Origin of the sequence: Krasilnikovia sp. MM14-A1259, assembly GCF_047159535.1 — a bacterium.
Lineage (GTDB): Bacteria > Actinomycetota > Actinomycetes > Mycobacteriales > Micromonosporaceae > Actinoplanes.
This window is the reverse complement of sequence record NZ_BAAGAJ010000002.1, coordinates 6,817,785-6,836,314: the sequence shown is the minus strand read 5'-3', so window position 1 is coordinate 6,836,314 and position 18,530 is coordinate 6,817,785. Positions and strand designations below refer to the sequence as shown.

The following is an 18,530-nucleotide window of genomic DNA, read 5'->3' as shown; positions in this document are numbered from 1 at the left end:
GATCCCCCGCGACGGATGAAGTCCGCGGGCCGTCGCGGCGCAGACGGGTAACGGTGAGGTGATCCGGGCCGCGGCGCACGCGGCAGGCGGTAATGTCTGCTCGCACCATCGGTCACGTACGCGCGGGGAGTCGCGATGCAGCCGAACGTCTCCGCCGGCACCGCCGTGCACAGCGGCGCAGCACCGGCACGCCAGGGCCAGGCACTGCTCACCTACTGCGACGACGCGACCGGCGAACGTACCGTCCTGACCGCGGACGCCCTCGGCTCCTGGGCCGCGCGGACCGCCGGCCTGCTGTACGACGGGTGCGGGCTCGGTGTCGGCGACCGCGCCGCGGTGCTGTTGCCGCCGCACTGGCAGAGCGCCGCCGTGCTGCTGGGCGCCTGGTCGGTGGGGATCGCGGTGTCGTTCCGGCCGTGGGCGACCGCGGGGCTACCGCCGCCCGACTTCGACGCCGACGAGCCGGTGGAGGCCGTGTTCGTGTCGCGCCAGCGCCTGGACAGCTGGCTGGAGTCGGTGCCGACGGCCCGGCACCGGTTCGTCCTCGGCCTGCAGCCGCACCGGACACCGTCGCCGGTCGACGTGCCCGCCGGGTACCGCGACTACCTCACCGAGGTCGCCCGGTACTCCGACTGCACCCCGCCGTACGGGTCGATCCTGGGCACGGACGCGGCGAGCCCCGACGGCACGACGTTCCGCGAGTGGGAGAGCCTGGCCCAGGAGATCGCCGCGACACTGGATCTGCATCCCGGCGACCGCCTGCTCGTGGACGCGGGTGCGCACGAGCAGCCCGTCGCGTGGCTGCTGGCCCCGCTGACCGCGGGCGCGTCGATCGTCATCTGCGCGAACCTGGATCGCCGCACGCTCGGCGCCCGCATCGCCGCGGAGGGCATCACCCGCGTGCTGTGACCGCGCCCGTCTCAGGCGCGGCCGCGGGACAACCAGGCGTACCCGCGCAGGACGATCCGATCGCGCGACTCCAGATCGTCGATCAGCCGGGCGCGGAACTGTGCCCGGCGGTCGGCGTCAAGCTCGTCGAGGAACTTGCGGGTGCCGTGCGTCTGGAACCACTGCCAGAACGTCTCCGCGTCCGCGACCGGCAGCTCGATGCGCAGATCCGTCTCGTCGATGTCGGTGAACCCCGCCTCGGCGAGCGCCTCCAGTTCGTCGAACGGCTCGCCCATGCTGCCGCCCGGCGGCAGGTACCGGGAGAACTCCGCGAACAGCGCGTGCGAGATGTCGGCGAACTCGAACCCGTCCGGCATCCGCCCGGGGCCGGTGATCGCGAAGATCCCGCCCGGTTTCAGGACCCGCTTGATCTCCCGTACGGCGGCCTGCGGGTCGTCGAGCAGGTGCATGACGAAGCCTGCCGTGACCACGTTGAACGTGTCGTCGTCGGCGTCGATCCGGCCGGCGTCCATCACCCGTACGTCGAACTCGGGGTGGTCGGCGCGCAGCCGCTCGACCATGCCAGGCGAGGCATCCGTCGCGGTCACCGCATACCCCCTGGCGTGGGCCGCGACCGCGATCGCGCCCCGGCCGGCACCGATGTCCAGCAGGCGTCCTCCCGGGCCGGGAGCCGGCAGACGGTCGACGCAGAGCCGGCCGAGCTCACCGAAGAACGGCAACACCTCGTCGTAGCGATCGGCGACCCGGTCGAACAACGCGACAACTTCCTTGGACATGGCCACGCATCCTTGGATGACCTGCGTCAACGTGCAACGGCTTTTCGCCCGCCCGCCGGGGCGTGAACTCTTCTGCGGCCCGGCGCGGAGACATGGGTGTTCCTGTCAACGGGCGAGGGGAAAACATTGTCTGCTCACACCACCATGCTCGCCGACGACGTCGGCGCCAGACCGAACGACGCCGCGGTCATCAGAGCCTCGCTGGGCAACGGCGAATGCTTCTCACTGCTGTACGACCGGTACGCCGAACAACTGTTCCGGTACGCCGCCCGGCGGCTCGGCCCGGAGTGCGCCGACGACGTCGTGTCCGAGACGTTCCTTGCTGCTTTCCGCCGGCGGCATCGATACGACCTTAGCTATCTCGACGCCCGGCCGTGGCTGTTCGGGATCATCACCAAACAGATCGCCGGCCGGAAACGTACCGAGATGGCGCGCTACCGGGCCCTGGCCCGTACCGGTCCGGAACCGGTGGACGACGGCCTGGCGAGCCGGGTGGCCGAGCACGTCAGCGCGACCGCGGCTCGGGCCGGGCTGGTGGCAGCGCTGGCCGCCCTGAAGCCGGGCGACCGCGACGTGCTGCTGCTCGTGGCGTGGAACGACTTCACCTATCAGGAGGTCGCCGACGCGCTGGGCATCAAGCTCGGCACGGTGCGGTCCCGCCTGCACCGGGCGCGCGAACAGGTCCGCGCAGCGTTCGGCGACACCAACCCCATCGACTTCGACGAGGAGAAATGATGCGAGAGCTGACCGCTGTCAAGGAACTCGGGGCGGCACTGGACCCCACCGACGACGGCCCGTCCCCAGCGACCAGGGAGCGGACGGTGGCGCAGTTCCACGGCCCGGCCCGGTCCGGCTGGGCCCGCCTCGGGCGTACCGGGCGGGTGGCGCTCGGCGGCGGCCTGGCCGCGGTCGCGACCGGCGCCGTACTCGTGTCTCAGGTGGTTTCCGTCGGCCATCGGCCGCCGGCCTCGCAGGCCGCCGCAGCCGAGGTGCTGCGGGCGGCGGCCGCCCACGAGGCAGCGCAGCCCGCGCCCCCGATCAGCCCCGACAAGTTCGTGTACGTCGAGTCAGTCTTCTCGGCCCAGGAGTCCCGCACCACCGCGGACGGGACGATCGAGAGCACGCGGAAGGCCAAGCAGCGGCGGATCTGGCTGTCCGTGGACGGGACCAGGGCCGGTCTGCTGCTGCGGCGGCCCAAGGGCAGCACCGGCGCCTGGCAGCGCGACGCACTGCCCGGGTGCAAGGACGGCAGGCCGGTCGGCGCGGCCGGCGACGCCGGCACATGTACGCCGCATCCGGCGTACCAGCCGGACCTGCCGACCCGGGCCGACCAGATGCGCGCGTACCTGTACCGCAACAGCCACGGTGACAACCCCCGTGACGAGCAGGCGTTCATTACCGCCGGCGACCTCATCCGGGAGGCGTACCTGTCGCCCGCGCAACTGGCGGCCGTGTTCGGTGCGCTCGCCGAGATTCCCGGCACCACGATGGTCGGGGCCACCACCGACGAGGTCGGACGGGCGGGCGTGGCGATCGCGATGCCCGAGGCGCGGGGGGCGCGTACCGAACTCATCTTCGACCCACGCACCCACGCGTTCCTCGGCGAACGCACCACCGTCGTCCGCGCCGTCGCGCCGTTCCGGGCCGGCGACGTGGTGAGCACGAGGGCCGTCCTCACCACCGCCGTCGTCGACCGGGTCTCCCAACTGCCTTGAGCCGCACCGTGATGCGGGCCGGCACCGGTGCGGTGCCGGCCCGCAGCTTTCGTTGTGCCGATCCGGCATCCGGCGGCTACGGTCGTCGGATGCCGGAGCTGATCGCACCCACCATCCACCTGCACGGCGCGTGGTCCGAGGCGCACGAGGAGTGGGGCCCGGGGCTGCACGAGGACGGCTTCGCCCTGAAGGAATCCGACGACGTGGGGTCGGCGGCCGGGTTCGCGGCCTGGGTCGCCCGGCTGACCGATGCGGCGGATCCCGCGAGGCACCACGACAGCGGTCACGTGTTCCGGTGGATCGTCGAGGGGGATCAGGTGCTCGGCGGGATCGCGCTGCGGTACGAGTTCGACGGCGCCGCACCCCCGTTGGGTCACCTCGGCTACGGCGTCCGGCCCTCGGCGCGGGGGCGCGGCGTCGCCACGTGGGCACTGGGCCGGATGCTGGGCGAGGCGCGCAGGGTCGGCCTGGCACACGTACGGATCATGTGCGCGCCCGACAACCTCGCCTCCGCCAGGGTGATCGAACGCCAGGGCGGCGTGCTCGAGGGCATCGTGGAGACCCGGTTCGGTCCCGCCCGCAGCTACCGGATCGACCTCGGCCCGGACGGCACCCGATGAGTGTCGTGCGCGCGGCCGGGTCAGACCGCCGCGGTCGTCCGTCGGAACCGGTGCGGTGGCACGCCGGCCGCGGACAGCTGCTCGGCGACACGGCTCGACGGGTTGTGGACGAACACCGCGACCTGATGGTCGTCGCCCAGCACGCAGGCCGCTGACACCGTGCCCGCGTTGATCGCGTCGAGGCGGGACACCGCGGCGAGATCGAGGACGAGCCGGGAGGGCCGCACCTTCCGTACGGTGTGCACGAGAACTTGCTGAAGCCGCACGGCGTCCGCCGCTTCGAACCTGCCCAGCGGCCGGATGATGACGGTCCCGTCGGGTTCCGTACGCACGTCGAGCGTCGGTGCATCCATTCCGTATACCCCTCGTTGCCTTCTGTTCAGCTCTATGGCATCGATGCGGCCGCATTTGTGCCGCGTTGATCGGAGTGTCGGGCTCCAGGTGACAACCATCCAACGATCACGAGAGAGCGTTCTCACGGGTGGGCGATGATGTTGAGCAGGCTGAATGACAGGTTGATGACAGGGTCACAGCCTGGGCGTTTCTTCCGAACCCGACGAGGAATGTCCTCGCGCCCAGCCCCCGCGGTGCCGCTTCCCGGTGTCGCCTCACGACAGTGGGAGGCCCACCGGAACGATCTCACGATGCCTCGCCACGAGGCCGACTTTCGCGAAACGCTGGATGAGCAATTGGTGAACGATAAGATTCCCGGCCCGCACAGCCGCCGCGGCAAGGCACCCTCACCAGCACCCGAGCCCTGTTCCCGCCCGAGCCGGGCGAGGGGCGCGGCAGGCATTGATGGCCCTCCGGACGACCCCGAACGGGTGGCAGTCAGGGAGGCGGTTCACCGCTGCGGTTCATCCCCGGCCGACGTCGCCTCGGGCTCGTGAGTGATGGACCGCCAAGCGGAGAACGCCCATTCGGCGTCGTCGGCGCCCTTGCAGTGGAACAAGGTGTCCAGGTAGTCGGTGGCCTCAACGCCGGTGAAGCTGTAGCCGAGGAGGGCAAACCGGAGCCCAAAGCCGGGGTCACGGTAGAACCACGCGGCCCGGAAGCCGACCCCGTGGGAGCCGCCCCTCGCTGACCTTACCGGTGGGGTTCGGCGGCAGATCACGCTCGATGTCGGCAAGAACGTCCAGGGTCGTGGCGCATCGATACTCGAGCCCCGAGAAGGACCTCACGCTCCTGCCCGGAGCTTGCCAGGTGACCGACGGGGAGTCCGTGCGTTCCCGGCTCCATCCGTCCGGCAGCCAGATCGACCAGCCCGCCCCGAGTGACCTGCGCATAGTCCCCCAGTGTGCCACCGGTTGACGTGGCCGGCCCGTGCTCAGGCGGCGGCACCGTTCAGCGGGGCGCCTTGCTCCTCATCTGGTCAAGGTCGCGCCCGCATTCCTCGACGGTGGTGCAGTAGAAGCGGACGTCCTGTACCCCCGGAAGCTTTCGCAGCTCCTCGGCGACTGGAGAGTCCCGAAGCTGCCGAATCGTGGCCTGGTCGCGCACTGCGACCTCGAAATCCTCCGGGAGGTGCTCCGGGTCGAGGCCCGCCGGCATGGGTGTCCGCTCATCGGCGTAGTGCTGCTTCACTCGCTCGTACAACTCGGCACGGCTTTCGAACTGGGTGCTCGTCACGCCTGGCAGCGCTTGGAGGCGAGCCTGCACGTCGGTCTTCTGCTGCTCCGTCGAGTTGGTCCGGAGGTAGACCGTGAACCGCGCGTTCTCGTCGATTTCCCGTTCGATACGCGACTTGTCGGACTCGACGAAGGGGTTGCAGGCGGCGACTCCCATCGTGGCGAGGACGGAAACAACGATGATCATCAAGGCGCGCACCCACCGGACCCTAGCAGCCAAGATCGACCACGCTCAGAATTCGAGCTCTTCCAGACAGCAAGAAGGGCGCCCCCCTTCCCTCAGGAGACGCCTCTTGCGTGGTGAGCTACGTGACTAGAGGTCGAACTCGCCGCCCTTCGCGCCACCGATGAAGGCGTCCCATTCTGCGGGCGTGAACAACAGGACGGGTCCGGTGCCGCCGTCCTTTGTGTCTCTGACGGCTACCAGGCCGGACAGGTTGGTGGCGACCTCGACACAGTTACCGCTTCCGTTGGACCGGGTGGACTTACGCCACTGAGCCCCGGTCAGATCCGTATCATGTTTCACGGTCTGTCAGCTCCTTCAATCGCTGAGACATCAGCTCTATGGATTCACTTTCACCAAGGGCTGCCCGATCCAGGGCTGCCCACACTTCCTCGTAGGTCTCGATCTCAGAGGGCTTGTCCAGGTAGATCGCCCCCGTCACGTCTTCGCTGTAGACCGTGCTCGGCGGCGTGTTGTATCCGTTGTCACTGGAGAAGTCCATCAGCGTCCAGCCGCCGCTGGCGGACGAACGGTGCGGTCCCGCCCGAAGTGGCAGCACACGCAAGGTGACTGCGGCCAGCTCGGTTGCCTTGAGCAGGTGCCACACCTGCGACCGCATCACACCGTCGGCAGTCGGTTCGCCCAGCAGGACCGCCTCGGAGATGATCACCTCCACCTCGGGAGGAGAGGGGAACGAGCGGGTCAGCAGTTGCTGACGTTCCTGCCGCAACTTGATCCGAGCGGACACCTCTTCGTCACCCAGGTGCGGCAGGTCGATGCGGATCACGAGGCCCGTGTATTCACTGTGCTGGAGGAGCCCCGGCACGAGTTGTGGTGCGTACTCCCGGATGCGCCGGGCCGTCTGCTCCAGGCTCACGTAGAGCTCGAACCACCGAGGGATCACATCGCCGTAGGAATGCCACCAGCCCCGCGACTTGCTCTCCTTCGCGAGGCCGATCAGTACGTCACGCATGGGTTTCGGAATGTCGTAGTACTCACAGAGCACCTCCACCAACGAGGGCCGAGTCGAGACCTCGCCACGTTCGACACGGCGGATCGTCTGCACTGAAACGCCCACCCGGTCGGCCGCCTGCTGCATGGTGAACCCGGCCCGCTTACGCGCCGACTCCAACGCGAGCCCGAGGCTTCGGCGAGGAACTGTCGATCCGTTGGTCTCCTCCGTCACGGCAGGCGGCCCTCCATTCTGGCACCTGGGAACCTACCAGTTTGGCAGGTTCCAATAACCAATGTGGCACGTCAAACAGGTTTCTGGCAGGTATGGAAGATCAACGCACAAAACTGCCGATTGGGACGTTGCAATCTGATACCCGCCAGCGTGAGCATCTGTACCCACACGATACAAGTGATCACAAGGGGTGACGATGCTGCTGTTTGTTGCTGTCGTTGCGGCTCTGCTGCTCGGCTTCCTCAGTGGCCTGCTCAGCTTCAAGGTCAAGAACCGCTGGTGTCCGCAATGCGGAGGGTCGACCTTGGTATGCCCACCGATCGAAGGCGGCGGTGGTCAACGTGTCTGACGGACTGCCGCAGCAAGCGCCCGAGACCCACCCGCCGAAGGAGCCGGTCCGTCGAGCACCCGTGCCGAACGTGATCGATGACCGGTGGTATGTGGACGACAGGACGATGATGGTGCTGCTCAACGGGTTGCGACGGTGGCAGGTGATGGACCGTTGAGCCCGGAGGTGGGAGCCGTGTACGAACTTGCCGAGAAGGACTACCGGTTCGGACTCGGAGCGCTATTGGTGAAAGTGACCAATGTGCTCGCTGAGATGGTGTTCGACAACGAGCCCTGGTGGGAGGTCGACGCGATAGTCAAGGCTGTGCCGAACGGAGTTGGCCCTGGGCAGGAACGGCGGCTCTACATACGAGCAGCCTGCCTGCGGAACGCTCGCCGGGGCGGCGTGCAGGGTGGGTGATGTTGAGGTCAAGCGAGAATGCCTCGCACGGCCAGCAGAGGCTGACACAGCTCGGCTGGACCTTGGAGGAGCATGCCGTTCTCCGGCAGTGCTGCCCCGGTGAACCACCGCCAGGCAGCATCGCTCGTGAACTCAGCCCGGGCGTCCGGCGCCTGCTCCGAACCCTCATCGAGCGACCACCGTCCCAAGCCGTCGCTGACCAGCAGCCATGCGCCACCGGCGGCCAGATCAACCTGCACGGTGGTCCCGGCCGACGCCACCACGCGGTACTGGTGCGGCAGAGCCCAGATGAAGGTACGCAACACGACGGCAAGGTAGCGTTCGGCGAAGCCCTCGACCCGGCCTACGGCCTCACGTATCTGCATCTGATGAACCCACCGTTCGGTCAGGTCCTGCGCAATGTCGAACCAGATCGGGACCGTGCCGTCACCAGCCCAGCTGACGTGGCCCTCGCCCAGCAGGTCCATGGACGAGTAGAAGGCATCCATCTGCTGACCCGACCAGTCGAGCAGCTCAGTGATCACCCGCCCGCTCATCCCCTGAGCACCATCGATCCACCGCTGGTTCTTCCCCGCCAACGCAACCACGAACGATTCGTGGTCGCCCATTTCGAGCGTGCCGCTCGAGTCTTTGTCACGGCCACGAGAGAGCCAGCCAAGGTCATCGTCGAGCAGATGCAAAGCCAGGTCCTTGACGGTCCAACCAAGGACAGCACTCGGCATCTGCCACTGCTGGGCCGGGAGCGCCTGCAGCAACCGCAGAAGATCCTGACGCTCATCACGCAGCAGCGGCCGTACGTCGGTGACCGACGCCGTGAACAGGCTCATGTGCGCATCATGCCGCTGGCCATAGCATGCGCTCCACGGACATGCCGCAATCCACGCCGCCGTTGTTGCAGTTCGGTGACCAAACGCGGCGCGTGAGGACCTGACGAATGATCAATGGGCGAGGCTGGAGAAGGCCAGCGGCGCGACGTTCTGCTGACCGGCGCACGCGACGACACTCGCCACCGCACGGGACGGGGCGCGTTCAGTCGCCTACCCGGAACCAGAAGCCAGGCTCGATACCCAGGCCGCGCAGCCAACTTTCCCACCGGTCGTGACGACCCGCTCCGCGTCGGCCTTGAGTAGCGCCAGTACGTCGTCGCCCTCGGTGCTGCCCAGCGCGGGCACGACCCCGCGGCAGGTCAGCGGGCTGAACCGTGACGGCGTACTCGTATTGGCAGCCGCCTCACGGAAAGGTCCTGGCCCTCGAAGACGAGCCTGCCGTCGCGTTTCAGTAAGCAGCGATGCTGAGCACTGACGTGATCCAGAGGAGGACCGACGCTCGCTCTCCACCATCCGACGATCTTACGAAAGATCTTGAAGACGGTTACCACGAGCCGGGGCCTGTCCGGATCAGAGGTGCCCGATGTCGTTGAAGCTGACCAGAGTGGGAGGCAGGTCGGCGTCGAACTGCACGATGGTCACGCCGCAATTTTCCTGGTTGAGACCGATCCAACGCCATGCAGGAGCGTCGAGGACGTGCCGGACAAACCAGCCGATCACGAAGTTGTGCGTAATGACCAGCTCATGCCGATCGTGGGTGTCTGTACGGGCGAAGCGCTCGACCGCGGCCTGCAGAGCGACGGCGTTCTCGTCGCGCTCATGGGCTGGGACCCCGTCGAGCCAGGCGAGGAAGCGTTCGGGGTACTGAATACGGCGCTCGACGGATGGCATCGGCGTACGGTCCATTGCGTGCTCGCATGCGTGCCTCGGAACATCGGGCAGGTATCCAGCGATCACGTCGGTGGTCTGAACGGCCCGTGGTAGCGGACTGTGGTGGATCTCGGCGAACGGCACGCCCACAAGGCGCTGACCCAGCCGGTCCGCCTGCCGACGTCCCAACTCCGAGAGACCGCCATCTGTGCCGTCGTCGGCTGTGGGTGCCTGCTCGCCATGACGGATCAGATACAAGATCGTGCGTGCCACCGCGTCGCTTCCTCTCGGTAGTGCCGATGATTCACACGATCATGTCAAGCATCGGATGGGACGCGTATGTCGAGCATCAGCCGCGACGCGACAACGGATGTCGGGCTGATCTTGTGAGGATTTTCTGTAAGGGTTAACGCCTCCGGCGGGGCGCTCCGGCGCTCCGGCGCTCGGGGATGGTGAGCCATCCCGTCATCCTCCGTCCAGGCGAAGCCGAGCAGACAGGAGGCCCTCATCGCTGCCCAGCAGAGCCTGTCCTGCCCGCCACGAAAGCCCATGCGCGTCATCCTGGACGCGCTATCCCTGACCCGGCGAGGTCTGCCAGGGATCCACCTCTTGGGGTGAACAGGCGTTTCTGACCCTGATCGCTACCCGGAACGACAAGCTGACGGTCGTTTCCGAGCGGTCCTGACCGTCACCATCGTCGCCGAGCGGCTCCGGCCGGCTCGAAACACGTCTTTGGCGGTGACGACTTCGGGTAGCCGGATCAACCGGTAGCCGGTAGCCTCCGCCAGCGTGGGGCTTGTGGAGTGGACCGTCGATGAGGTCACCGAGGCGTGTCTGGAAGCGCTCGCCACCGGATGTATCGAAGGCGTACCGCTTGAGGCGAACCCGGAGGACCTGGCTTCGCGGCTCGGGTACCCGGATCGGGGCGTTCCCGGCGCGGAAATGTCGGACCCCTACGGTCGCGCTTTCGAGCAGCGGTATTTCGCCAGCGGCCTGACCATGACGCGCGACTGGGGGCTCGTCACCGCCTTCTACGATCGCGATCAGCTGTATGCGCCCTGGTTGTGCAATGGAATCACGATTCGTGCCTACCTGCTGGACGAGCCTCCGGAGTGGTCATCCATTGCAGCGGAGTTGCTCCAGCACGGGTATGAGTCCGTGCTCATGCCGAACGGTGTTCCCGGCCGCTTGAACGAGTACACGGTCGCGGCGTCCGCAGTGTCGGCCAAGGTGGCAACTGACAAAGACCGGGGCACCCTGCCCGGCAAGCTGAACGACGTCACGATCGACCGGATAGCCATGCCGACGCCGGGCAAGCACGAGTGGGGTCCCCTTCGTAACGAGATGCGCGCCCTCGGCACGGCAGGAACTAGTGCGTGGGCCGACTGGCTGGCCCAGCGTCCGCGCATGGCGGACGACTACGCTGCGGTGTTCACTGCCCTTTCCGTCCTTATCAGCGACCAGCCGGCCCGCGCCGATGAATGGACGGCGCTGCGGCTCTGGTTCTTGGACCGAGCCCGGCAGGCGAACGTCTTTCGCCCGGAGGAATGGACGTACCACTGGGCGCGCTACGGCTCGGCACCTCCCATCGAGGTATCCCGCGCCTGCTTGGCCGCTCTCCCCATGACCCTCGACGAAGCCCGGTCCATGCCGGAAAGCTGGCGCGACATCTCTCCGAACGACGCACGCCGTGCTCGGATGAGTCGGGCGCTGCTCCGCCTGGCCGCCGACGCGGCGCCGGATGCCGATGCAACCATCGAAAAGCAACACTGGCGCCACGAACCGCGGTGGCTGTTCTGACCGACTGAAGAGGCGGACTTCCTGGCACGGCTGGCGAGCCAAGTTAGGCGGGTGCGCACTTGGGCTCGGAGCGCATCTGCACGGCCGTCAGCGATGCTGACGACGCGACTGTCAACCATGTCCCGTGACGGAAGGGACGTTCCGCGCCCTCGTGTCCATCCTGTAGCGGTGACGCGGACGGCGGCGGTCGGTCGGATGTGCAGGGTGGTGGCAGCCTCGCCGCGTTCCGCGAAGAGACGTAGGCGTCCAGCAGCGAGCCATCTACCTCGAAGTAATGGGCCACGTCGTTCTCGACCAGGTGTCGGCGTACGGGTTCCGGTGGCGGAGCCGGGTACGCCAAAAGTGCAGCGTCGGGGACGCGAAGTAGACGGGGACCCCGCGACGTCGAGCGGGGTCGGCGCTCCACGTCTGCCACTACGGTGAGTAGTCGGCGACAGCGGCTGGAGCGCGGATTGCGGCTACTTGGTGCGTCTGATCTTGCCCGGTGGTCCGGTGGTGCGGGCTGGTTGCGGCAAGGAACCTGGTCATGGAACAGTGCAAGATCATCTTGATGTTCTCGGTGCTACGGACATGTCTGCGGCGAGCCTTAATGTAGCGTTCAGATGATTGAGAGGCAGCGATGTATTTCACCATCGCCCGGCACATCGCGGGGGCGGCAGCGGCCTGGCTGGTGTTCTGCGTTGAGGGGGCGGCGGGCTATGCCGGCCTGCTGGTATTCGCGGGGGTCACCGGCGCCGACCCGGGCGGCCCGTTGGCAGGCCCCTTTCTCATGCTCGTCGCAGCGGTTGTCGGCGGCGCTGTGACCTCGCTGGCGCTCTTGCCCTCGGTGGTGATCGGCGAGGTGATCGGCCGCCTGCAGTGGCTAGTGGCTCTTGGCGTCGTGGCAGTGCTCCTGGGTGTAGCGGCAGCCGGGTGGAGCGCGGCGACCGACACGACAGCCCGTGAGGCGGCGATCGGCTGGTCCGTCACGGTCGCTGCCTCGCTCCTTCCACTGGCCGCGTGGGGCGCGGTCGCCGCCGTAGGCAGCCGGATTCGCAACCGGCTCGCGTGACTTTCCACGCACCGATCTCGGGGGTCCGTTCGTGCCAGGGGAGGTCCGGGGCTCTGATGTTGTGCCGGGCCGAAGGACAGGGGAGAGGTCAAGCCACCGCGGTTGTTCTCCGCAGCCGGTGGGGTGGAACACCGGCCGCGGCGAGCTGTTCGGCGATCCGGCTCGACGGGTTGTGGACGAACACGGCGACCTGGTGGTCATCGCCGAGCCCGCACGCGGCGGAGACGGTGCCCGCGTTGATCGGGTCGAGGCGGGACACCGCACCGAAGTCAAGGACGAGCCGGGGCGGCCGGACCTTCCGGACGGTGTGCACGAGTACTTGCTGGAGTCGCACGGCATCGGCTGCTTCGATCCGGCCCAGGGGCCGGATGATGACAGTCCCGTCGGGTTCCGTGTGCACGTCGAGCGATGGCGCATCCATTCCGTACACCCTTCGTTACCTCCTGTTCAGCACCCGCGCAACGATACGACCGCATATCTGCCCGTGTCGACCGGAGTGTCGGGCTCAACTTGATAACCATCCCATGAACCGAGAGAGCGATTTCACGAACGACAATCATGTTGAGACGGCTCGCTGATCAGATTGATGGCAGGGGCCTCGACCAGGGCATCCGTCCAGATCCGACGAGGACGTCGAAGCTGTATCGGTGTGCCCAGCCCCCGTAATGCCGTGTTTCAATGTCGCCTCACGACGCTGTGAGGCTCACCGGAACGACATCACGATGCCTCGTGACCACACCGACATGCGCGAAACCTCGGATGTCCAGTAGGTAAACGATGGGTTTTCGAACCCGCTGTCGCTACTGCCACGCACTCCTACCAGCGCCGAGCAGCCTCATGTCTGAGCTGGTCGGACGTGTGCGGTGAGCTTTGATGGACCTCCGGGCTACCTCGAACGAGTGATCGCCGCACTACGTGTGTCCCCCCGTTGTCCACAGTGGGTGGTAGTGGGTTGAATACAGGATGTGACTAACGATGCCGAGGTTGCACAGAAGGCGGCTGACGCCGAGCGCGAGGCGATCCGCCAGGTCGTCACTGTGCTCCAGCAACGTTTCCCCGGCCTGGACGACGCCACCGTGGCCGGCTACGTCACCGACATCCACAAACGTTTCGACACCGCACGAATCCGCGACTTCGTGCCACTACTCGTCGAGCGCGAAGCCGGACGCGCCCTGACCCGCCTCACCGACGAGACCATCCCGGCACCGCGCCAGCAATCCGAGTAGGCGCACCGGCCGCTGCTCGTGCCGCTCGACGTCTACGCGCCGGCAGCCGTGAGCTGGTCTCGCCGTACGCGGAACTGGCTGGTGCCATCCTCGGCCTGGATGCGCCAACGCGGTACAACGACGAGATGGTCGCCGTCCTCACTGACAACATCGCACAGCAGATGCAGCGGCATCGGCATCCGCGCCTCCGGCCCAATGTCGAGGCCGAACACAGGAACCTTGTCAACGAGGTACCACGATCGGCCGTCCGCGTCCTCCAGGCGAACCCGAATCCATCCCGGCCACTCCACATCCACCCACGCGATCGCCTCGCACCGCAGCAACGACCCACGCTTCATCGCCTGATGATCGCTGATGCGCTCGGCGGCCAGACGGTAGGGCCTCCGGCGGCCAAGGCTTTCAGCCCTGGACCCGGGCGACTCCGGGATGGCCAGCCCAGTCGGCACCCCGCCGCACACCGGAGGCAACCAGACCGCCCGAGCGAAGCTTGCGCGACGGGATGCCACAACAGCCGAATGAGTGGCCGGTCCATGCCAACCAAGATCGTTCCTGGGCCGTCTCCGGGCCGCCTGGGCCGTCAAACGGCCACCGATCTCGACCAACGCCGACCAGTACTGACGTGCGACTACTCGGGTTTCCGTGGGTAGGTGCAGGGTGACTCCGCCGAGGCAGAGGTAGGTGGATGGACCTTCGAGCCAATGGCGGTGGTCCGTATGCCCCAATGACTCCGAGGCGATCGCCGCAGCCCGTCGCGGCGCGGCGGCTCGACTTCTGGCGCACGACGAGGCTGGAGATCTTCGAAGGAATAGGGGAACTATCTCGGCCGCGCTCCGCGATCGGTACGCCACGGCCCGGAACGGACAGCGGCGTACCGATCGGATCGCGTTAATTTATGGGCAGCGAACCCAGGGCTGCCAGGATGACGTCAGCGTCGAGCAGTAGTAATGATTGCTGCCGCTGACATAGACCTCGATCGTGGGGCGCCCCGTAGGCGGCGGCTGTCGGAACAACGCTACGATGTCGTCGGCCCGGCCGTTGTTCGGCATTTCCTTCCACCCGCCCGAGCCCGGCCAGGCGTGCCAGATCGTCCGGCTCGGAGCGATGCCGAAGCACTCGTCCTTGTTGCCGTCGCCGTTGTAGTCGGCCCAGTGGACCGTCGTGCCGGTCTTGAAAGTGCCGACGTAGCCGAAGCAGCCGTCGTTATAGCTCGGCGGAGGCCCGCCGTCGGTAACCGCCGAGGCCGGCGCCGGCGACGCGAGGCCCACCGCCCCTGTCAGCAGCACTCCAATCACCGCACGGACCAGTGTCTTTCCCCGTTGCATGTGGTTTCCTCCCGCTTGGGTAATTCCCCGGGGTTTGGCTCACGTAATTCCCCAGGTGGTGGACCTCGGCGTGTAGTTCTACCTGGTTGTCTGGGTGGTTGTCGAACCGTCGGAGCGGTTCGTTTGTGGGGTCGGTAGCTGGGTCCGTTCATGCAGATCTGGTGGCTGGTGTTGATAAGCCGGTCGGGCAGGGACTCCGCGACGACGGGGTTCGGGAACAGAGCCACTTAGCGCCCACACAAACCCGAGTAGTCGCACTGACGTTCGAAACATCGGTTCAAGGGCCATGAGAACCACCCAGAGCAGTAGGGCGGCGGACGAGTCGGCCTGTACGCCGGATTCTGTCTCCGGCGACCTCTCGGTCACCGGCGGCGGTCATCCATCTCGGCCTGCCGTCGCCGACAGGCTCTTGCGGCCTACCCGCAGGCTCGGGCGAGCAGCCCTCGAACGCCTGCGCCGGCCACCGCCTCACGGCCCTGGCCTTGCTTGGCCTTGCTCCGGGTGGGGTTTACCGAGCCACCCCGGTCACCCGGGGTGCTGGTGGGCTCTTACCCCACCGTTTCACCCTTACCGGCCGCACCGAAGTGCGGCCGGCGGTCTGTTTTCTGTGGCACTGTCCCGCGGGTCACCCCGGGTTGCCGTTAACAACCACCCTGCTCTGCGGAGTCCGGACGTTCCTCGGCGGCACCCCTGAGGGTGCCGACGCGACCGCCCAGCCGACTCGTCCGTCGCGGGAGCCATGGTAGCCGGGCCGGATCCGGGGAACGGGCGGCGGCCCGTAGATTCGGACAGATCATGGATCTCGCACACGTTCTGCTTCTTGTTGCCGCCGGCCTGGCCGCGGGGATGATCAACGCGATCGCGGGTGGCGGCTCGCTGATCACGTTTCCGAGCCTGCTCGCGGCGGGCCTGGCGCCGGTGGCCGCCAACGTGACGAATTCGGTCGCCGTCTGCCCCGGGTACGTCTCCAGCGTGGTGGGCAGCCGCGCCGACCTGACCGGGCAGGGGCACCGGTTGCGCGCGATGGTGCCGACGTGTCTGCTCGGTGCGGCGGGCGGGTGTGCGCTGCTGTTGGCCACGCCGGCGCGGGCGTTCGAGCTGGTGGTGCCGTTTCTGGTGCTGGGGGCGGCCGCGACGTTGGCGTTCCAGTCGCGGCTGCGGGCGCTGGTGGGGCATCCGCGGGCGCTGTCGCCGCGCCGCCGGGCGGTCACGCTGCAGGTGGTCGTGTTCGTCGGTTCGGTGTACGGCGGCTACTTCGGCGCGGCGCTGGGCGTGATGCTGGTGGCCGCGCTGGCGCTGGTCCTGGACGAGACGCTGAACCGGATCAACGCGCTGAAGAACGTGCTGTCGGCCTCGATCGGCCTGGTCACGATCGTGGTCTTTGCGATCTTCGGCCCGGTGCACTGGGGTGCGGTGCTCACGGTCGCGCCGGCCACGATCGTCGGCGGGTACGCGGGTGCCCGGCTCGCCCGCCGGCTGCCGGCCGCCGTGCTGCGTGCCGTGATCGTCTCGTTCGGCACCGCGATCGGGTTGTACCTGCTGTTCCGGGCGTTCTCTGGCGGGTAGGGGCGAGCGCCGCGGCCCCGTGACGGCGGCGCTCGCCCGGGGAGCGGGTCAGGTCGAGGAGCCGACGGTGTCCGGGGTGACCCGGGACTTCTCCAGGCGCGGGTCTCCCTCATCGGCGAAGTAGTCGTCGGCCGTGGTGCCGTCGACGCCTTCCGGTGTCTTGGCGGCCCGCAGGATCAGCGTGGCGACGACTGCGACGAGCAGGTTGACCAGCACGGCCACGAATCCGACGTAGATGGTCCGCTTGGTGTCGAAGCCGAAGTCGGACAGCGGGAACGCGGAGCCGCCGAAGTGCTGGCGGCCGGTGGTCGCGTTCGGGATCTGGTAGAGCATCCACATGCCCAGGCCCATGCCGGCGACCCAGCCGGCGATCAGGCCGCCGCGGTGCAGCCACCGGCTGTAGAGGCCGAGCGCGACCGCGGGCCCGGTCTGCAGGATGATGACGCCACCGATGAGCTGCAGGTCGATGGAGAACTGCGGGTCGAGGAAGAGGATGAACGCGACCGCGCCGATCTTCACCACCAGCGACGTGATCTTCGAAACGTGTGCCTCCTGCGCGGGCGTGGCGTCGGGACGTACGTATTCCTTGTAGATGTTGCGGGTGAACAGGTTGGCCGCGGCGATGGACATGATCGCGGCGGGGACCAGCGCGCCGATGCCGATGGCGGCGAACGCGATCCCGGCGAACCACGCGGGGAACTGCTGGTCGAACAGCAACGGCACGACGGTGTTGCTGTCCACGGCGCCGGGTCTGGATCCGGGCAGCGGCTTCACGCCACCGGCGATGGCCATGTAGCCGAGCAGCGCGATCAGGCCCAGCAGCAGGCTGTAGGCGGGCAGCGCGGACATGTTGCGTTTGATGACGTTGCGGTTGCGGCTGGCCAGTACGCCGGTGACGCTGTGCGGGTACAGGAACAGCGCCAGCGCCGAGCCCAGGGCCAGCGTCACGTACTGAAGCTGGTTGTTGGCGTTGAGCAGGATGCCGTCGTTGGGTGCCGGCGACTTGGTGAACTTGGCGTCCGCGGCGGAGAAGATGTGCTCCCACCCGCCGAGCTTGTACGGCAGGTACAGCACCGCCACGAGGATCACCACGTAGATCAGGGCGTCCTTGACGAAGGCGATCAGCGCGGGTGCACGCAGCCCGGACTGGTACGTGTACGCGGCCAGGATCGCGAACGCCACGATGATCGGTGCGTGCCGGGCGAGCGGGCTGTCGCCGGTGACCCCCATGGTCTTGAGCACTGCTTCGATGCCGACGAGCTGCAGCGCGATGTAGGGCATCGTGGCGACGATCCCGGTGATCGCGACGAGCAGGGCGAGCATGGGCGAGTCGAACCGGGTGCGCACGAAGTCGGCCGGGGTGACGAACCCGTGCCGGTGCGAGACCGACCAGAGCCGGATCAGCACGAGGAAGACCATCGGGTAGATGATCACCGTGTACGGCACCGCGAAGAAGCCCGCGGCGCCCGCGCCGAACATCAGCGCCGGCACGGCCACGAACGTGTACGCGGTGTACAGGTCGCCGCCGATGAGGAACCAGGTGATCCAGCCGCCGAAGCTGCGCCCGCCCAGTCCCCACTCGTCGAGGTGCCGCATGTCCTGCGGCGCCCGCCACCGCGCCGCCACGAAACCCATGCCGCTGACCAGCAGGAACAGCACGGTGAAGATCACGATCTCGGTGATGTGGTCGCGCACGGTGCTCACCTCCGCTTCGTCATCCGGTACACGACCGTGGTGGTCGCGACGCCGACGAAGATGAAGGCGAGCTGTATCCAGTAGAACGCCGGGAACCCCCACAGCCGGGGAGCGTCCCGGTTGTACAGCGGGGTGAGCAGCGGGAGCACGATCGGGATGAGCAGCAGCCAGTTCCACGGGCTGTGATCGGTGCGCCGGGCGGGCCCCGCCTCGGTGGCGGGTGCGGGCTCAGCGGGCTCGGCCATGAGCCGTACCTCCTCATCGGAGTGCCGTGGTGACCGCGGGTCACGGTCTCCATTCAGGAGGCTAACGAGCGGCGCGGGCGAATAATTTGATCGTGCGCCGAACGGCTGACATGGTGCGCCGAG

At 67.6% G+C, this 18,530-nt stretch carries 23 protein-coding genes and 1 other RNA gene; 11 read left to right on the top strand and 13 right to left on the bottom strand.

The window, feature by feature from the left end; translation table 11 throughout:
• The first annotated feature begins 135 nt into the window (after positions 1–135).
• Positions 136–909 (top strand): TIGR03089 family protein, encoded by a 774-nt coding sequence (locus ACMCNK_RS31195; protein ID WP_412739913.1) that lies wholly within the window; start codon positions 136–138, stop codon positions 907–909.
• An 11-nt stretch (positions 910–920) separates the two neighbouring features.
• Here the strand turns inward: ACMCNK_RS31195 and ACMCNK_RS31190 are convergent, their stop codons facing one another.
• Positions 921–1,685, bottom strand: coding sequence for a class I SAM-dependent methyltransferase (locus ACMCNK_RS31190; RefSeq protein WP_412739912.1), 765 nt, complete (start codon positions 1,683–1,685; stop codon positions 921–923).
• A 126-nt stretch (positions 1,686–1,811) separates the two neighbouring features.
• Between ACMCNK_RS31190 and ACMCNK_RS31185 the strand changes: the two genes are divergently transcribed.
• The 3 genes from ACMCNK_RS31185 to ACMCNK_RS31175 all read left to right on the top strand — a co-directional run bounded on the left by ACMCNK_RS31185 (position 1,812) and on the right by ACMCNK_RS31175 (position 4,020).
• Positions 1,812–2,420 (top strand): RNA polymerase sigma factor, encoded by a 609-nt coding sequence (locus tag ACMCNK_RS31185; protein WP_412739911.1) that lies wholly within the window; start codon positions 1,812–1,814, stop codon positions 2,418–2,420.
• Entirely contained in the window at positions 2,420–3,400 is a 981-nt protein-coding gene (locus ACMCNK_RS31180; RefSeq protein WP_412739910.1) for a CU044_5270 family protein, read from the top strand. Before ACMCNK_RS31185 ends, ACMCNK_RS31180 begins: the two co-directional genes overlap by 1 nt.
• An 89-nt stretch (positions 3,401–3,489) precedes the next feature.
• A complete protein-coding gene (locus tag ACMCNK_RS31175; RefSeq protein ID WP_412739909.1) occupies positions 3,490–4,020 on the top strand; it encodes a GNAT family N-acetyltransferase in 531 nt (176 codons plus the stop codon).
• Positions 4,021–4,040: 20 nt separating this feature from the next.
• Here the strand turns inward: ACMCNK_RS31175 and ACMCNK_RS31170 are convergent, their stop codons facing one another.
• From ACMCNK_RS31170 to ACMCNK_RS31155, 4 genes are all read right to left on the bottom strand, one after another.
• On the bottom strand, positions 4,041–4,373 hold the full coding sequence (locus ACMCNK_RS31170; RefSeq protein WP_412739908.1) for an STAS domain-containing protein: 333 nt from the start codon (positions 4,371–4,373) through the stop codon (positions 4,041–4,043).
• Positions 4,374–5,364: 991 nt separating this feature from the next.
• A complete protein-coding gene (locus ACMCNK_RS31165) occupies positions 5,365–5,847 on the bottom strand; it encodes a cell division protein FtsX (protein WP_412739907.1) in 483 nt (160 codons plus the stop codon).
• Positions 5,848–5,961: 114 nt separating this feature from the next.
• A complete protein-coding gene (locus tag ACMCNK_RS31160) occupies positions 5,962–6,174 on the bottom strand; it encodes a DUF397 domain-containing protein (RefSeq protein WP_412739906.1) in 213 nt (70 codons plus the stop codon).
• Positions 6,164–7,057, bottom strand: a complete 894-nt coding sequence (locus tag ACMCNK_RS31155; protein ID WP_412739905.1) for a helix-turn-helix domain-containing protein — start codon at positions 7,055–7,057, stop codon at positions 6,164–6,166. The genes ACMCNK_RS31160 and ACMCNK_RS31155 overlap by 11 nt, the downstream gene beginning before the upstream one ends.
• 190 nt (positions 7,058–7,247) lie before the next feature.
• Between ACMCNK_RS31155 and ACMCNK_RS31150 the strand changes: the two genes are divergently transcribed.
• The 3 genes from ACMCNK_RS31150 to ACMCNK_RS31140 are packed head-to-tail and all read left to right on the top strand — an operon-like array spanning position 7,248 to position 7,805.
• The gene (locus ACMCNK_RS31150; protein ID WP_412739904.1) at positions 7,248–7,406 is read left to right on the top strand and encodes a hypothetical protein; all 159 of its coding nucleotides are present in this window, start codon (positions 7,248–7,250) and stop codon (positions 7,404–7,406) included.
• Positions 7,399–7,563, top strand: a complete 165-nt coding sequence (locus ACMCNK_RS31145) for a hypothetical protein (RefSeq protein ID WP_412739903.1) — start codon at positions 7,399–7,401, stop codon at positions 7,561–7,563. Before ACMCNK_RS31150 ends, ACMCNK_RS31145 begins: the two co-directional genes overlap by 8 nt.
• A gap of 17 nt (positions 7,564–7,580) precedes the next feature.
• Positions 7,581–7,805, top strand: a complete 225-nt coding sequence (locus tag ACMCNK_RS31140; RefSeq protein ID WP_412739902.1) for a hypothetical protein — start codon at positions 7,581–7,583, stop codon at positions 7,803–7,805.
• A gap of 8 nt (positions 7,806–7,813) precedes the next feature.
• On the opposite strand, the gene ACMCNK_RS31135 is transcribed toward ACMCNK_RS31140, so the two are convergent.
• Positions 7,814–8,632: a maleylpyruvate isomerase family mycothiol-dependent enzyme gene (locus ACMCNK_RS31135; RefSeq protein WP_412739901.1), complete on the bottom strand. Its 819-nt coding sequence runs from the start codon at positions 8,630–8,632 to the stop codon at positions 7,814–7,816.
• A gap of 570 nt (positions 8,633–9,202) precedes the next feature.
• Positions 9,203–9,775, bottom strand: coding sequence for a histidine phosphatase family protein (locus ACMCNK_RS31130; RefSeq protein ID WP_412739900.1), 573 nt, complete (start codon positions 9,773–9,775; stop codon positions 9,203–9,205).
• 516 nt (positions 9,776–10,291) lie between these two features.
• Between ACMCNK_RS31130 and ACMCNK_RS31125 the strand changes: the two genes are divergently transcribed.
• Together ACMCNK_RS31125 and ACMCNK_RS31120 are read left to right on the top strand one after the other, a co-directional pair.
• Positions 10,292–11,302 (top strand): hypothetical protein, encoded by a 1,011-nt coding sequence (locus ACMCNK_RS31125; protein WP_412739899.1) that lies wholly within the window; start codon positions 10,292–10,294, stop codon positions 11,300–11,302.
• A 619-nt stretch (positions 11,303–11,921) separates the two neighbouring features.
• Positions 11,922–12,353, top strand: coding sequence for a hypothetical protein (locus tag ACMCNK_RS31120; protein ID WP_412739898.1), 432 nt, complete (start codon positions 11,922–11,924; stop codon positions 12,351–12,353).
• Positions 12,354–12,441: 88 nt separating this feature from the next.
• Here ACMCNK_RS31120 and ACMCNK_RS31115 read toward each other — a convergent pair whose 3' ends face one another.
• On the bottom strand, positions 12,442–12,774 hold the full coding sequence (locus tag ACMCNK_RS31115; protein WP_412739897.1) for an STAS domain-containing protein: 333 nt from the start codon (positions 12,772–12,774) through the stop codon (positions 12,442–12,444).
• Positions 12,775–13,318: 544 nt separating this feature from the next.
• Between ACMCNK_RS31115 and ACMCNK_RS31110 the strand changes: the two genes are divergently transcribed.
• The gene (locus tag ACMCNK_RS31110) at positions 13,319–13,579 is read left to right on the top strand and encodes a three-helix bundle dimerization domain-containing protein (protein ID WP_412739896.1); all 261 of its coding nucleotides are present in this window, start codon (positions 13,319–13,321) and stop codon (positions 13,577–13,579) included.
• A 32-nt stretch (positions 13,580–13,611) separates the two neighbouring features.
• Here ACMCNK_RS31110 and ACMCNK_RS31105 read toward each other — a convergent pair whose 3' ends face one another.
• The 3 genes from ACMCNK_RS31105 to rnpB all read right to left on the bottom strand — a co-directional run bounded on the left by ACMCNK_RS31105 (position 13,612) and on the right by rnpB (position 15,625).
• Positions 13,612–14,025 carry a hypothetical protein gene (locus tag ACMCNK_RS31105; RefSeq protein WP_412739895.1) on the bottom strand — a complete coding sequence of 138 codons (414 nt, stop codon included), beginning with the start codon at positions 14,023–14,025 and terminating at the stop codon, positions 13,612–13,614.
• Between the two features lie 444 nt (positions 14,026–14,469).
• Positions 14,470–14,901 (bottom strand): hypothetical protein, encoded by a 432-nt coding sequence (locus ACMCNK_RS31100; RefSeq protein WP_412739894.1) that lies wholly within the window; start codon positions 14,899–14,901, stop codon positions 14,470–14,472.
• Positions 14,902–15,215: 314 nt separating this feature from the next.
• Positions 15,216–15,625, bottom strand: an RNA gene (gene rnpB / locus ACMCNK_RS31095) — RNase P RNA component class A.
• A gap of 71 nt (positions 15,626–15,696) precedes the next feature.
• On the opposite strand from rnpB, the gene ACMCNK_RS31090 reads away from it, so the two are divergent.
• The gene (locus ACMCNK_RS31090) at positions 15,697–16,467 is read left to right on the top strand and encodes a sulfite exporter TauE/SafE family protein (RefSeq protein WP_412739893.1); all 771 of its coding nucleotides are present in this window, start codon (positions 15,697–15,699) and stop codon (positions 16,465–16,467) included.
• Positions 16,468–16,515: 48 nt separating this feature from the next.
• On the opposite strand, the gene mctP is transcribed toward ACMCNK_RS31090, so the two are convergent.
• Together mctP and ACMCNK_RS31080 are read right to left on the bottom strand one after the other, a co-directional pair.
• Positions 16,516–18,162 carry a monocarboxylate uptake permease MctP gene (gene mctP / locus ACMCNK_RS31085; protein ID WP_412739892.1) on the bottom strand — a complete coding sequence of 549 codons (1,647 nt, stop codon included), beginning with the start codon at positions 18,160–18,162 and terminating at the stop codon, positions 16,516–16,518.
• Between the two features lie 5 nt (positions 18,163–18,167).
• The gene (locus ACMCNK_RS31080) at positions 18,168–18,407 is read right to left on the bottom strand and encodes a DUF3311 domain-containing protein (protein ID WP_412739891.1); all 240 of its coding nucleotides are present in this window, start codon (positions 18,405–18,407) and stop codon (positions 18,168–18,170) included.
• Between the last annotated feature and the right edge of the window lie 123 nt (positions 18,408–18,530).